The sequence below is a fragment of the Dictyobacter halimunensis genome (assembly GCF_036245075.1).
Window position 1 is genome coordinate 1,975,837 of record NZ_BSRI01000002.1, and the last position, 13,842, is coordinate 1,989,678.

The following is a 13,842-nucleotide window of genomic DNA, read 5'->3' on the forward strand; positions in this document are numbered from 1 at the left end:
AAAGAAATTATTTCTTTACGATCCATAGCAGTTATATATTTGATCTTTCGCATTTTTACCTGCTGCAGCTCCTAGTAGAGAGGAGGACTTTGTATGAATCTCGGTCCATCGAACCCAAATTATCCGCCCGGTATGCCGGCACAGCATGATGCTCCAACAGAAATGTACCAGGCCAATCCCCCGACCCCTGGTGCTCCCTATCAGCCAGGGGCTGGCGCGCCATTCAAGCCAGGTCAGCATCCAGGCCCCACAGTACGGCCAGAACAGCTCATCAATAAGAAAAAGGCGCAGACGCTTCCACCTGGACCCTGGCATACGAAACTCGCGTATTTGTGGAGATCAGATCCCGCATATAAAGTACTCTTCATCGCTATTGGTGTGGTCATCCTGTGCAGCATTGTTGGTGCTATTTTACTTGGTACAGCCTTCTCATCGTTTACAAGGTCAGCGAACAATCCCAATCCGGATGGTCCACAGGCTGTAGCGACGAGTCCACAGCCGACGCCGACCGCTACTCCTACGACGCAGCCGACCGCGACCCCTACGACGCAGCCGACTGCTACTCCTACGCCGCAGCCGACGGTTGCGCCTACACCAACGCCGCAGCCGACGGTCGCACCTACACCAACGCCCGTGCCTAATAACGGACCATTGACCGTACAGTTCACCAACCTGCCCGCGCAGGCCCCCAATCACAGCACGGTCAATGTGACAGTCGCGACCCAACCCGGAGCCACCGTGAAGCTGCTGATTACCTATAATGCTTCGCCCTCCTTCCAGCAGACAACGGAGGTGACCGCCGATGCCAATGGCGCAGCCACCATTCCCTGGACGATCGACGAGCGCGCCTTCAGCCGTTTCACACCGGCGATTGCCGCCCGCGTGACAGCCATTGCCAGCGACCAGAATAATCAGCAGACTACATCGCAGCCGGCGACGGTACAGATTCTGGGGAAATAAGTCGAAATCAGGTATATGCTGGTGAATTTTGCGTTCCTTTGTGCGTATAAATCTATACGAGTTGCATAAAAAGATATATACCACACATGCATAGGAATATATATGGAACAGAACGATGAAATTCGATCGATACAACGTATGGCCGCTACAATTGGAAACAATGTCAGCCGCGTCATCATTGGTAAGGATGAGGTGATCCAACTGCTGGTGGTGGCGCTGCTCTGCGAGGGTCATGTGCTGTTCGAGGATGTGCCCGGCATCGGTAAGACAACGATAGCCAAAGCTCTCGCGCGCTCACTCGGCTGTAGCTTTCAGCGTATCCAGTTTACGCCAGACCTGTTGCCATCAGATATCACCGGCATCACCTTCTACAATCAGAAAAAGGGCGAGTTCGAATTCCGGCCCGGCCCATTGCTGTCCCAGATCGTGCTGGCAGATGAAATCAATCGCGCCACCCCGCGCACGCAGTCGGCCCTGCTGGAGGCCATGGAAGAGAGGCAGATCAGCATTGAGCGCAACAGCCTGCCGCTTCCGCGTCCCTTCATGGTGGTAGCCACGCAAAATCCCGTTGAACTGGAGGGCACATTTCCCCTGCCGGAGGCACAGCTGGATCGCTTCCTGATGCGCCTGCGCCTTAACTATCCCGATAAAAATGAGGAGCGCCAGATCCTGCGTCGCTTCAAAGAGGAGCAGCCGCTACAGGAACTGAAACCCGTAGTAGACGCGGAACAACTGACACGCCTGCAACAGGCGATTCGCAAGATCCATGTCAGCTCGGGCATCGAAAACTACATCGTTGACCTGGTGCATGCGACCCGCGATCACAGTGAGGTTGAGCTCGGCGTCAGCCCTCGCGGCACGCTGGCCCTCTATCGAGCCAGCCAGGCGATGGCCGCTATTGAAGGTCGCGGCTATGTCATCCCAGATGATGTGAAGCGCCTGGCTCCCAATGTGCTTGCGCATCGCATCATCGCCACCAGTCAGTCGCGGTTGCATGGGCACGATATGGACCAGGTTATCGTAGATATCCTGCATAGCACAGCCGTCCCGGTCGAGCAATGAGTCAGATGCGGATGGCGCGACGACAGCGCGAAACCAGCCAACAGCAACGGATAGATGAGAACCGCGTCAACCGAAAACTGTATCTGCTCGGCGGCTTCATCCTGCTACTCAGTATCCCAACACACATCCCACTCTTGCTGGTCTGTAGCAGCATCTTCCTGTGCGCGCTGGTGATTACTGATATCTGGGCCACCTACTGCCTGCGCGAGATACGCTATCAGCGCCACCTCAGCGAAACCAGGGTTCTCTTCGGTGAGGAGGTTACGCTATCTATCTCGATCGAGAACGCCAAGCTCCTGCCGTTACCAGTCCTACAGGTCAACGACAACATCCCACGCGCCCTACCACTGAAGGGGCAGACCTTCCGCAAAACGTTGGTCAGCAACATCGTCACCCTGGAGAGCCTCTTTAGTCTGCGCTGGTATGAACGTGTCACGCGCACCTACACCGTGCAGTGCATCAATCGCGGCGTCTATACCTTTGGTCCGGCTACGCTCCAGAGCAGCGATCCCTTCGGCTTTATCGGTCGCGAACTGCAGGACGAGGCGGTCGAGCATATGGTAGTCTATCCCCTGGTGGTGCCCATCAGTAGCTTTAATCTGCCCTCGCAACGTCCATTTGGCGACTATCGCACCAGGAGACGCTTCATGGAGGATCCTTCACGCGTCATAGGGGTACGCGAGTACGCCTATGGTGACAGCCTGCGTCGGGTGGATTGGAAGGCGACCGCGCGCGTCCAGGAGTTGCAAAGCAAGATCTATGAATCCACGACTACGTATTCGCTCTCCATTTTTCTGAACTCATCCTTAAAGCTGGATAACTACTATAGCATTCATCCAGCCCTGCAAGAGCTGGCTATATGCGCGGCCGCCTCTATCAGCAACTGGGCACTCGATGAGGGATATACGGTAGGCCTCTATGCCAATACTCCCATGAGTCTGCGGGATGACGACGAAGATGTAATGGACGAAGAAGAGGGTGAATACGACCTGAAAAAAACCATTGCTCGTCAGCTGAAGCGCCGAACGGTCAGCATACCATCAGCCAGAAGTGAGGAGCAGCGTCGGCGTCTGATGGAGGCGCTGGCGCGCATTCAATCACATATGGGCACCCCCTGGAAGATGTCATGCAAAGGGAACGAGCGCGTCTCCCGAACGGCACAACCGTCGTCGTGATTACCAGCATCATCAGTGAACGCCTGATGGAAGTGATGCTGCGCATGAAACGGAGCGGGCATGCCGTCTCACTTCTGCTCGTTGGGGACAATCCGCCTCCAAGCAGGATCGCTGGCTTTCCGGTGTATTACCTGGGCGGTGAGGAGATCTGGAATAATCTACAGGTAACATACGGCAACGTTCAACCAGACAATGAGGATATGCCAACGGAAGCCGCTGGCTTTAACCTTTAAGCATCCCGTATATGCGCCCCTCGCGGGCGCTTAATGCATCAAGAAAAGCCAAAAGCGCCCGCGAGGGGCGCATATACGAGATATGATATATAGAACGCATTAAATATCTGAGACCCAATCACTGGCGTAAGGAATCTCCGGAATCACATTCTGCGATGAGGTGTCGTCGCTCTCCCGTAACCGTAGGAGGGCTTCTAACTCCACCTGTTTATAGAGCCTCTGACGTTTGATCCCCTGGCGATAGCTCTTAAGAATTCCCCGACTGACATACGTGTACAGGGTTGAAATTTTTACGCCCAGCAATGTTGAAGCCTCTTGCCCATCCAAATAATGTTCACCATTTAACTCAATCAAGGCCCAGCCCTCCTTTCGTAGCTCGTATGCGTTTATTGTATTTTTTGCACCTTGAGCCGATAAAGTATTATCAGGTACGTATTAAATATCTTATGTTACCTTTTATAATCGCATGTTTGGGCTAAAAAATCAAGCCTTATGCGATGCGATCAATATAAATCAAATAACATCGAGTTTTATTGACATTCATGGGTATAGATGATACAACTAACAGGAGACGAATGTATTTGATCAGTATTATCATAGTAGCAAAGGAGCAGATGTACAATGTCAATGACGATACCAGATACAGGAAACACCCCACAGAAAGATAACGCACCCAATTCTCCGGTCAAGCCAAATAAAGGCGGATTAGAGGGAATTGTGGCTGCCACAACCGCTATCAGTAAGGTCGATGGCACCGCCGGACGCCTGGTTTATCGCGGTTATGATATTCACGACCTGGCCCAGACCTGTAGCTTTGAAGAGGTAGCCCACCTGCTCTGGTTTGGACACCTTCCCAACCAGAAAGAGCTTTCGGATCTGCATCAGAAATTTGTGGCGCAGCGCTCATTGCCCGAGGTAGTTCTGCAGACGATTCGTGAGCTTCCCGGCACCACCGAGCCCATGGATGTACTGCGCACCGCAGTGTCCGCCTGGGGCGCGGTCAGCATCTCCGGAAAGCCAACCATCGATCAGGCCATCGCCGTGACGGCCCGCTTCCCGTTGATCCTGGCAGCGTTCAACCGTCTACGTAACGGCAAGGAGATTCTGGAGTCACGCGCAGAACTGGGACATGCTGCCAACTATCTTTATCTGCTCACAGGCGAGGTGCCGAAAGAGGGGCATGTCAAGGGGTTAAATTCCTACCTGGTACTGCTTGCCGATCATGGCATGAATGCCTCAACATTCACCGCTCGTATCGTTGCCAGCACTGAGTCCGATATTGTTTCTTCACTGGTCGCCGCGCTGGGAGCTTTAAAGGGACCCCTACATGGTGGAGCACCCTCTAAGGTACAGGATATGTTACACACCATCGGTACCATCGAGAATGCGGAGCCCTGGATTCGCGACGCGATTACCCATGGTGGTCGCCTGATGGGCTTTGGTCATCGCGTCTATAAGACCGCCGATCCTCGTGCAGAAGAGTTACGAGAGATGGCTCAAGTCGCCGATCCAGAGGATTTCAAGCTCGCCCATCACGTAGAAAAGACCGCGATCGCCCTACTCGATGAGCTAAAACCTGGTCGTCGTCTGTATACCAACGTAGAGTTCTATTCGGCCGCCTTGATGAAGTCCGTTGGCCTGACTGGAGATCTCTTTACGCCGACCTTCGCCGTCAGTCGCTGCGCCGGTTGGACCGCCCACATTCTGGAGCAGACCAACAACAACCGCCTGATCCGACCCGAGGCCGAGTATACCGGTCCCTCGAACGAAACATTCGTTCCCCTCGCCGACCGCTCATAAATTATTATAAAACACCAAAACAGAAGATGCGATTAAGTGAGGGATGCGCACTGCGCATCCCTCACTTAATCGCATCTTCTGTTTTGGTGTTTTACACCTGTGCTTTGGCGCGCGCCCACAACGCCTCCCATTCGGGGGTACTATAAGAGGTTAAGGGACGCCCCTCAGCCCTGGCCATCTCTTCCATAGATTGGAAGCGGCGGCGGAACTTGCGATTGGCCAGGCGCAACGCCTCCTCGGCATCAAGCTTGAGGAAGCGCGCCAGTTTGGCCACCATAAACAGCACGTCTCCGATCTCCTCTAATTGCTCATCGGGCGAGATAGCTTTTTTGATCTCTTCCAACTCTTCTTCCAGCTTGGCATAGACATCCTGCAGTGACGTAAACTCAAAGCCGGTCTTCACTACGCGCTTCTGGTACTCCTGCGCCACCATCAGGGCCGGAGTAGCCTGTGGTACACGGTCCAGTACACTCTCACTGGCGGTATCCACGCCGGCCGACGCACGTTCCTGCTTCTTAATCTCTTCCCAGTTCTGCACCACCTGGCCGGCATTCTGCACCTCAACGTCACCAAAGACATGGGGATGGCGGCGGATCAGCTTGGCATTGATATGCTCATAGACGTCACCGATCGAAAACTCGTCCGCCTGTCGCGCGACCTCCGAGTGCAGATAGACCTGGAGCAGCAGGTCCCCAAGCTCTTCCGCCAGCTTGTCCATATCGTGCTCTTCCAGCGCCTCCACCACTTCGTAGGTCTCCTCAATCACGTAGCGCTTCAGGCTATCATGCGTCTGCTGGCGGTCCCAGGGGCAACCATCGGGCTCGCGACGCAGGCGCATGGTAATATAGCGCAGGGTCTCGGGCAGGCGCAAAGCGGAGAGTTCGCCAACAGGCGGCACATACAGTGTGCTCAGATGATTGGCGAAGTTATTGCGGTCCAGCTCGTACAACGGCATCTCGATCACCGCCTCATCTTCTCCCACGCCGGCGGCACGCACCAGCTTGACCGGCCATTCATCTGGATAACATTCGCCCAGCGCCAGCTTGACCTCGCTGGCCAGGCGACGATTATACACCTGAACCACCATCAAGGGGATGGTCGGGATAATCTTGCCCGCCACCTCGTCGCGATGTGAGAAAGCCAGGTTGGTCGCGTCAATAATCTGCGCGCCCACCTCAAAGGGATCAAGAGCCAGTAGGTTACAGACCGGCTCGATAAAAGAAAGGCCGGAGACGATACGAGTCGATAAGCCGCGCTGCCGCGCCAGTTCGAGCACTAGCTGCACCGATGTCTCTCCTACCAGGGGATGGCCGGGAACAACATAGATCACCGGCTGCGCGGCCGCCTGGTCACAGACCTCCGTGGCAATCTGCTGGTAGAGCGTGCTCCAATCATCCGATTCATCATAGAGTCTATCGAAGGATTCAATACGTAATTTAGGTAGGTCTAGCTTCAATGGCTCGACAGTCGGGTGAATAATAGTACGGAAGTAGACAGTTTGATCATGCTCGGCCGCCTGCGCGAGCACGCGGCGAGCCTCCACCGTCAGATCGTTTATGCTACCAGGCCCCAGGCCCACAATAGTAATCGCTGATGCAGTCGTTTCAGTCATAAAAAAAAGATCCTCTCCTTACTCCACCGTGCTGGTGGTAAGTGTACCGGTTGTACCAAACCGTGTCAAATAATAAGCACGGAGGGATCTCAGCATTGTCGAATGTGCAACAACATGCTATGCTATTTTTATAACAATACAGCGAAGGTTGCTTATTCATTGGATAAGCACTACAAGGAGGTTCTCGATGGCGTCCGCTGACAGCACAAAACCATCTTGCCCGGTCTGTAATCAATCAGACCAGGTCAAGACCATGCAAGCAGCATACAACTCTGGTGTGGCCCGTTGTGCCCCGCCGGATATGCCTACACGTAATGTATCTATGATGAAACCCATAACCATTTGTGGCTTTTTCGTCGGCATCTGTCTCTTCCTCATTATCACACTGATTGGTGGTCTGGAGAATGGCTTCCCGCAGATTGCCCAATTAATTCTGCTGGTCATCACCCTTGTACTGATCGTGACCGCCCTGGCGGTTTCTTACTGGGCCTTCCAGCGCGTTGTACGTGGTGACAACGAAACAGTTGAGCTCTTTCCAGCCTGGGATAAAGCTACGACCCGTTGGAATAGCCTGTACTATTGCCAGCGCGATAACGTGGTCTTTGATCCAAAGACAAACGAGCAGGTATCCAATAATCAGCTTGTCTCACTGCGTGCCAGCGCAACAAAAGCCATCAAAAGCGAGATGCAGGCCGCGACCCAGCATTAATTTATTTGCTATCATCAACAGCAGGGGACCTCTAATGGGGTCCCCTGTTTTGATTATTCCGGATAGGTCGGCGCCAGGAGGCGCGCGTACCGCGTCTCTGACGCTGGCGTCCCGAAGTCTGTAAACTGGCCTGCCGCCTCAAGGTGAAGTGCCTCGGGGCCGTCTTCTTTCCCTGACGATTCAACCAGCGTCTATGCTCAAAGGGTCGCAACTTCCCCTGGCCGGCCTCCAGGCGCAACGGCCGCCTGGGACGCCTAGTCAGTGGCTTCGAGACATTGACTATGCGATCTTCGGTCAGGAAAGGGAGCACCACCTCCGCTACGTAGGGCGCGGCCAGCATAGGGGCGCTATGATTAGCGGGAATCACCACATCATGGGGTCCCAGGTGTCGTGGGCGTGCAATCAGGGCGTCGCGTCCACCCCAGATGAAGAGCGTAGGAATAGATGGCACATAAAAAGGGGTGCGGCCCTGGCCCGGCATCTCATAGAGAGAACGAACCAGAATATCGATTGGCTGGAGTTCGATCTCCTTTTTCCAGACACGGGTATACTGGTGCTGCTGCCAGTTAAAACCGAGGGCGCGCACCAGGCTGTGGAGCCGCCAATCGGAGAAGAACCATTGCATCAATGTCTGGGGATGGGGTCCATCCAGTAAACGAACGAATAAGGCCCAGATTTCCAGAATATACGTCGGGCACAGGAAGATTGCGTGGGTAACCGATTGCGGGTAGCGCTTAACATAGGCTTCAGCAGCGCGCGTACCAGATGAATATGCGAGCATTGCCCAGTGCTCAATACCTAAAAATTGACGGACCTCTTCAATCGCTTCGGCACATATTTGATAGTAAGGCTCATCCACCGCAACGTGTGGCGAGCCCCCCAGACCTGGCAATTCAATCATAATCAATTGAAAATGCGACTTTAATAGTGGGGCCAAATTTTGCCATATCGCAAAGGTCACGCCCCAACCATGAATGAGGAGGAGGGGTGGTCCACTTCCTTCAAGTCGGTAACGTAGCATAGTTCTTTCGCTTCCATCAAAGTGCCGTTCCGGCACAGACCAATGATTTAACTACCCACCGGATACACCTTCTCTCAAAAATTGCCTTCAAGCTGTACTATTTCCGGCAATAAATCAAAAAAGACATATCACTCTTACACTAGAATTACGAATAGACCCTCAGATGGGTAGCGAAAGGTGATAAAGGGACCCATTAGTAATGGGCATGAACCATTTTACCATAGGGCATCGTACGCGCCAAGAAATGTCCCGGCCTCATGGTCAGGGGCAAATGAAATATGGTATAGTCGGAAAGGACAATGCCGAATTTCAAAAATCCTAGTTTTATATATGGGCTGGTGCAAAAAACGCGCGTCCAACGCGCGTTTTTTGCACCAGCCCATATATAAAACCTTTTGAGCGCCATAGGCGTGACATTCAGTACAAAGGGAGCGGGAAGAGAGGACAGTACAGCAGAATGCGTACCATTTTGATTCTTACATCGAAAACTGGCGGTGGCCACGTCAGCCTCGCGGAGTCGCTACGCGATCAACTGCAAGCGAGTGAAGAAAATGTACAGATTGAGATCCTGGACCCGCAGTCCAGCTTCATCAATTGGCATTATCGGTTGGTCAGTCGCTATGCGCTCTGGCTCTGGTCGGCCGAGTTTCGCTTGATGGACACTCCCTGGCGAGCTCATGTGGCCCATAGCCTCTTTACACCAATGGTGGCGCGCGCGCTGCGCGCCGCTATTCAGCGTCTGCAGCCATCTCTGATCATTACGACCTATCCTTTTTTGACGCAAGAGGTGGTGCAGGTTCTGAAGAGTTTAAAGGCCCCCATTCCGTTCGTGATGCTCTTCACCGATCCCAAAGCATTGCATGCATCCTGGCTAACGGAAAAGAGGGCCAGCGCGGTGCTGGCTCCCACACAAGAAACCTATCAGCGGGCACTGGAGGCCGGTTTCGCGCCAGATCGTCTACACCAGGTCGGCTGGCCGGTACGCGCTCAATTTAGCCAGCAGGCGGCACAGGCTACAGGGGAGGGTCGGGCCAGAGTATTGCAGCAGTTAGGGCTTAATCCCACCCACTTCACAGTCTTCTTACAGGGTGGCGGCGAGGGGGCCGCCCGCTTTGGGCAGGCGATAGAACAACTGCTGGATACCAACGAAAAACTGCAGATCATTCTGGCTACCGGCACCAATCAGGCGCTGCGGACACGCTTCCAGCAGGTAAAAAATGTCTATCCACTCCCCTTCACAAAAGATATCGCAACCTACATGGCGGCCGCCGATGTGATCATGGGGAAAGCCGGTCCCAACATGCTCTTCGAGTCAGTAACGCTGGGCAAACCATTTATCGCCACCACCTACATTCCCGGGCAAGAAGAGGCCAACCTCGAATTTATTCAACAACATCAACTGGGCTGGGTAGCCCTGACCCTGGAAGAACAATGCACGCTGCTCAAAAAGCTCAGCGAGCAGCGCGACATATTACAAAAAATGGAGCAGACGGTGGCCGCATATCAACAATGGAATAACGACCGCATGGCCCAGATCGTCCCCCTCCTCCACCAAACCCTCCCATAGGTTCGGACCTCGCGTCCGATTAATCGGACGCGAGGTCCGAACCTATGGGCGGAGGTTGCCGAGCAGGTGGCGTGCGATGACGATGCGCTGGATCTGGTTGGTGCCCTCGAAGATCTGGGAGATCTTGATGTCGCGCATATAGCGCTCGACGGGATAGTCGCGGACATAGCCGGCTCCGCCGAGGACCTGCACGGCGTTGGTCGTCACCTCCATCGCCATGTCGGTGGCGAAGCATTTCGCCATCGACGCGTACATGCTGGCTGACTCGCCCTTGTCCATCTTATAGGCTGCTTCATAGACCAGCAGGCGGGCCGCCTCGATCTTCATGGCCATGTCGGCCAGCATAAACTGGATGCCCTGAAAGGTGCCAATGGCGTGACCAAATTGCTGGCGCTCCTGGGCATAGGCGCAGGCTACGTCAAAGGCCGCCTGGGCCACACCGACCGCGATCGCGCCGACATTGACACGTCCACCATCCAGGGCCGCAAGGGCCAATTTGAAGCCCTGGCCTTCTTCACCGATACGCTGCTCCTCAGGTACCAGGCAGTTCTCGAAGAGCAATTCACGCGTGGGTGAGGAGTGCAGTCCCATCTTGCGTTCGCGCTTTCCAAAGGAGAAGCCGGGACAGCCTTTCTCTACCACAAAACAGGTGATGCCAGCGGATCCGCTACCCACGCCATTGCGCGCCATCAATAGATAGATATCGGCCTCGCCGCCATTGGTCACCCACATCTTGGCGCCATTGATCATATAACCATCGGTCTGCGTTTCCGCCTGGCACTGCAGGCTGGCCGCATCCGAACCGGAGCCCGACTCGCTGAGCGAGAAGGCGCCAAATAGCTCTCCTTCAACCATGCGCGGCAGCCAGCGCTGCCGCTGCTCCTCACTGGCGAAATGTGAGAGCGCACCGGCCACCATATTATGTACCCCCAGACCGACGGCGGTCGCCATATCGCCACGGGCCAGTTCTTCATAGACCAGGGCGCAGGACTGGCGATCCAGCATAATGCCACCATATTCTTCAGGGACCGTCATACCCAGCAGCCCTAGCTCGGCCATTTTGACAAATACTTCGCGGGGAAAATAATCTTGCTCATCCCACTGCTCGGCATGAGGGGTAATTTCCTGGGTGGTAAAGCGACGCACCATGTCGCGAATATCCGTTTGCTCTTCATTGAGGTCGAATTGCATTGAATGTGCTCTCCTTATTTCTCTGTCATCCAGTACAAAGCGCGCGATTTTTAGCGGCCATCACATCATACATAGACGTAGCATATGTTACCAGAATCTACAAGGAAAAAGAAGGCTAATCAAAAACATTCTCTGCCGCAAGCGGCAGAGAATGTTTTTGATTAGTGGGGACGCCCCACTCCCCGGCAGGGAGACCCCTGCACCCCTTATCCAGCGGCAGAGAATGTTTTTGATTAGTGGGGGCGCCCCACTCCCCGGCAGGGAGACCCCTGCACCCCTTATACTGCAGCAGAGGATGTTTTGAATTTATGGGGACGCCCCACTCCCCGGCAGGAAGACCCCTGCACTCCTTATACTGCGGCAGAGAATGTTTTTTTGATTAGTGGGGACGCCCCACTCCCCGGCAGGGAGTCCCCTGCACCCCTTATGTGGCTTGCCAGACCTGAATGGTGCGGTCGACGCCAGCGGAGGCGATGCGGCTACCGTCGGGGGACCAGACGACGCTCTGGACGTAGCCGCTGTGTCCATGATAGCTGTACGTTTCTTTTTTGGCGGCAACGCTCCAGAGGTGGATCAGTTTGTCGTTGCCGCCAATGGCCAGGTGCTGTCCCGAAGGAGACCAGGCCAGCGTATTTTTGAGGGTCGAATTATCAATCTTCACATGGCTGAAGGCATAGCCACTGTGGGTGCCATCTATGCGCACATGATAGTCGCTGCTGGCCGTGGCCAGGTAACGGTTGTTCGGTGACCAGGCCAGGGCAAGTACGTTCCCACTATAGCCACGCAACACTCTCTGACTGGGTGCCGGGGAAAAGAGAGCACTGAAAAAGGAGCGCTTCTGCTGCACGCGACCAGGCTCCCAGATGCGTACACAATTATCCTCACCTGCCGAGGCGATCAGGTGGCTATCGGACGACCAGCCCAACGTGTTGACGGAGGCGGTATGCTCCTGATAGGTGACGCTGACCTCATGGGCCCCCTCCCGCGCCTGCCAGATCAGCACCTTCGTATCCTGGCCCGCCGATGCCAGCGATTGACCATCAGGGGACCAGGCGACAGTCTTCACGGCTCCACTATGTTTGTCAAAGACATGCTCTGTCTGGCCCGTCGGTGACCGCCAGAGGCGCACCGTATGGTCGTCAGAGGCCGAAGCAACCATCTGACTATCCGGCGACCAGCACACACTATTGACGCGCTCAGTATGTTTTTTGTAGGTGAATAGGTGTTTGCCATTAGCGGCATCCCAGATCTGAACCGTCTTATCATAGCTGGCCGAAGCCAGGTACTTACCATCGGGCGACCAGGCCAGGGCCGTAATCCGTGTGGTATGGCCCTGGCAGGCATAGAGCATATTGGCCTGCGGAAACACCTGAGGCGGACCCGTACGCCGGGGCGCGCGTTTACCGGTCGGCGTTTTAGGGACCGCGGGCGGCGTTTGATAGACCGCCATCGAGGAGGAAGCATCCGCCTTTGGAGGCAGTGGAGCCAGAGGCGTGGGAACGGGCATCTGTGACGTGCCATTCAAAGTCATACGCGGCAAGGTCTGTCCCAGCGTATACTGCATGGTCACGGCATGCAACTGCTGACGCACCTGGGCGATATCGGCGGGTCGTTTGTTGATATCCACGCTGACCATACTCATCACCAGGGATGCCAGGGGCGCGAGCCGCTCATCCGCCAGGTGCAGCTGTGAAAACTGAAACGGCGTCTCCGAGGGATCCTCACCCGTCAACAGCTGGTGCAACGTCGCCCCCAGGCTATAGATATCCGCGCGCGCCGTGGTCTGGGACTTGCCATACTGCTCAGGTGGCGCATAGCCATACGAGCCCAGGGCGGTCGTATCCTTCTCCTTGCCGGGCGTAAAATTGCGGGCGATGCCGAAATCGATCAGGTAGAGATGACCGGTAGAGGTCAACATAATATTGGCGGGCTTCAGATCGCGGAAGATGATCGGCGGCTGGCGCGTATGCAGGTATTCGAGCACCCCGCACAGTTGCAGAGCGATATCCAGCACCTTCTCAATAGGTAGCTTCGCCCCGTTCAGGCGCTGTAAGCGATCCTCCAGCGTCTCCCCATCGATAAAATCCATCACCAGGTAGGAGCGGCCACCTTCCATGAATTGATCATAGATGCGGGGAAGATTGGGATGGGTCAGGCCGGCCAGCAGCATCGCCTCATGCTTGAAGGAGGCCAGCGCCTCCTCCAGTTCTTTCGAGTTCAGGCTACTCTGGCTCATCTCCTTAATAGCCACCAGGCGGTTGCCAAACTCCAGGTCCGACGCCTTGTAGACCGCGCCAAAGCCACCACGCCCGGTCTGGCCCAGGATCAGATAGCGCTGCTTCAGCATCGCCTGGGCCGTCAGCAGGCCGGTCAGGGTGGAACTGTGCGTGGAGGTATCTGGAAGATGCAGCGGTTGTCCGCACGCCCGGCAGAACTGGGCCTGCTCACGATTGGCGGCGCCACAATTGTCGCAAAACACATGAGATGAAAGTGCCATCGAACTCCCAATAAA

Annotated in this window: 12 protein-coding genes; 7 read left to right on the forward strand and 5 right to left on the reverse strand. The window is 55.1% G+C overall.

Translation table 11 applies throughout. From position 1 onward, the window contains the following. Positions 1 to 93 precede the first annotated feature (93 nt). The 4 genes from AABA21_RS22205 (at position 94) to AABA21_RS22220 (ending at position 3,430) form a co-directional block, all read left to right on the forward strand. Positions 94 to 960, forward strand: coding sequence for a hypothetical protein (locus AABA21_RS22205; protein WP_338253746.1), 867 nt, complete (start codon positions 94 to 96; stop codon positions 958 to 960). A 102-nt stretch (positions 961 to 1,062) separates the two neighbouring features. Continuing rightward, positions 1,063 to 2,022: an AAA family ATPase gene (locus AABA21_RS22210; protein ID WP_338253748.1), complete on the forward strand. Its 960-nt coding sequence runs from the start codon at positions 1,063 to 1,065 to the stop codon at positions 2,020 to 2,022. A gap of 11 nt (positions 2,023 to 2,033) precedes the next feature. Beyond that, positions 2,034 to 3,197, forward strand: a complete 1,164-nt coding sequence (locus AABA21_RS22215; RefSeq protein ID WP_338253750.1) for a DUF58 domain-containing protein — start codon at positions 2,034 to 2,036, stop codon at positions 3,195 to 3,197. Further along, a complete protein-coding gene (locus AABA21_RS22220) occupies positions 3,149 to 3,430 on the forward strand; it encodes a hypothetical protein (protein WP_338253753.1) in 282 nt (93 codons plus the stop codon). Before AABA21_RS22215 ends, AABA21_RS22220 begins: the two co-directional genes overlap by 49 nt. 99 nt (positions 3,431 to 3,529) lie before the next feature. Here AABA21_RS22220 and AABA21_RS22225 read toward each other — a convergent pair whose 3' ends face one another. Then, positions 3,530 to 3,784, reverse strand: a complete 255-nt coding sequence (locus AABA21_RS22225) for a helix-turn-helix domain-containing protein (RefSeq protein WP_338253755.1) — start codon at positions 3,782 to 3,784, stop codon at positions 3,530 to 3,532. 267 nt (positions 3,785 to 4,051) lie between these two features. Between AABA21_RS22225 and AABA21_RS22230 the strand changes: the two genes are divergently transcribed. Beyond that, on the forward strand, positions 4,052 to 5,230 hold the full coding sequence (locus AABA21_RS22230; RefSeq protein ID WP_338253757.1) for a citrate synthase: 1,179 nt from the start codon (positions 4,052 to 4,054) through the stop codon (positions 5,228 to 5,230). 91 nt (positions 5,231 to 5,321) lie between these two features. On the opposite strand, the gene yabN is transcribed toward AABA21_RS22230, so the two are convergent. Beyond that, on the reverse strand, positions 5,322 to 6,842 hold the full coding sequence (gene yabN, locus AABA21_RS22235) for a bifunctional methyltransferase/pyrophosphohydrolase YabN (protein WP_338253758.1): 1,521 nt from the start codon (positions 6,840 to 6,842) through the stop codon (positions 5,322 to 5,324). A 187-nt stretch (positions 6,843 to 7,029) separates the two neighbouring features. On the opposite strand from yabN, the gene AABA21_RS22240 reads away from it, so the two are divergent. After that, positions 7,030 to 7,551: a hypothetical protein gene (locus tag AABA21_RS22240; protein ID WP_338253759.1), complete on the forward strand. Its 522-nt coding sequence runs from the start codon at positions 7,030 to 7,032 to the stop codon at positions 7,549 to 7,551. Between the two features lie 31 nt (positions 7,552 to 7,582). On the opposite strand, the gene AABA21_RS22245 is transcribed toward AABA21_RS22240, so the two are convergent. Continuing rightward, a complete protein-coding gene (locus tag AABA21_RS22245; RefSeq protein ID WP_338253761.1) occupies positions 7,583 to 8,572 on the reverse strand; it encodes an alpha/beta fold hydrolase in 990 nt (329 codons plus the stop codon). A 457-nt stretch (positions 8,573 to 9,029) separates the two neighbouring features. Between AABA21_RS22245 and AABA21_RS22250 the strand changes: the two genes are divergently transcribed. Beyond that, the gene (locus AABA21_RS22250) at positions 9,030 to 10,139 is read left to right on the forward strand and encodes an MGDG synthase family glycosyltransferase (RefSeq protein WP_338253762.1); all 1,110 of its coding nucleotides are present in this window, start codon (positions 9,030 to 9,032) and stop codon (positions 10,137 to 10,139) included. 42 nt (positions 10,140 to 10,181) lie between these two features. On the opposite strand, the gene AABA21_RS22255 is transcribed toward AABA21_RS22250, so the two are convergent. Then, complete coding sequence (locus tag AABA21_RS22255; protein WP_338253763.1) at positions 10,182 to 11,330, reverse strand: acyl-CoA dehydrogenase family protein; 1,149 nt, start codon at positions 11,328 to 11,330, stop codon at positions 10,182 to 10,184. Between the two features lie 424 nt (positions 11,331 to 11,754). Then, on the reverse strand, positions 11,755 to 13,827 hold the full coding sequence (locus AABA21_RS22260; RefSeq protein WP_338253764.1) for a protein kinase domain-containing protein: 2,073 nt from the start codon (positions 13,825 to 13,827) through the stop codon (positions 11,755 to 11,757). Between the last annotated feature and the right edge of the window lie 15 nt (positions 13,828 to 13,842).

What these genes read in the sequence shown, in the direction of transcription:
- AABA21_RS22245 (WP_338253761.1), bottom strand. Translation starts at nt 8,572, where the DNA reads ATGCTACGTTACCGACTTGAAGGAAGTGGACCACCCCTCCTCCTCATT.
- AABA21_RS22205 (WP_338253746.1), top strand. Translation starts at nt 94, where the DNA reads ATGAATCTCGGTCCATCGAACCCAAATTATCCGCCCGGTATGCCGGCA.
- AABA21_RS22250 (WP_338253762.1), top strand. Translation starts at nt 9,030, where the DNA reads ATGCGTACCATTTTGATTCTTACATCGAAAACTGGCGGTGGCCACGTC.
- AABA21_RS22230 (WP_338253757.1), top strand. Translation starts at nt 4,052, where the DNA reads ATGTCAATGACGATACCAGATACAGGAAACACCCCACAGAAAGATAAC.
- AABA21_RS22215 (WP_338253750.1), top strand. Translation starts at nt 2,034, where the DNA reads ATGGCGCGACGACAGCGCGAAACCAGCCAACAGCAACGGATAGATGAG.
- AABA21_RS22240 (WP_338253759.1), top strand. Translation starts at nt 7,030, where the DNA reads ATGGCGTCCGCTGACAGCACAAAACCATCTTGCCCGGTCTGTAATCAA.
- AABA21_RS22260 (WP_338253764.1), bottom strand. Translation starts at nt 13,827, where the DNA reads ATGGCACTTTCATCTCATGTGTTTTGCGACAATTGTGGCGCCGCCAAT.
- AABA21_RS22255 (WP_338253763.1), bottom strand. Translation starts at nt 11,330, where the DNA reads ATGCAATTCGACCTCAATGAAGAGCAAACGGATATTCGCGACATGGTG.
- AABA21_RS22210 (WP_338253748.1), top strand. Translation starts at nt 1,063, where the DNA reads ATGGAACAGAACGATGAAATTCGATCGATACAACGTATGGCCGCTACA.
- AABA21_RS22220 (WP_338253753.1), top strand. Translation starts at nt 3,149, where the DNA reads ATGCAAAGGGAACGAGCGCGTCTCCCGAACGGCACAACCGTCGTCGTG.
- yabN (WP_338253758.1), bottom strand. Translation starts at nt 6,842, where the DNA reads ATGACTGAAACGACTGCATCAGCGATTACTATTGTGGGCCTGGGGCCT.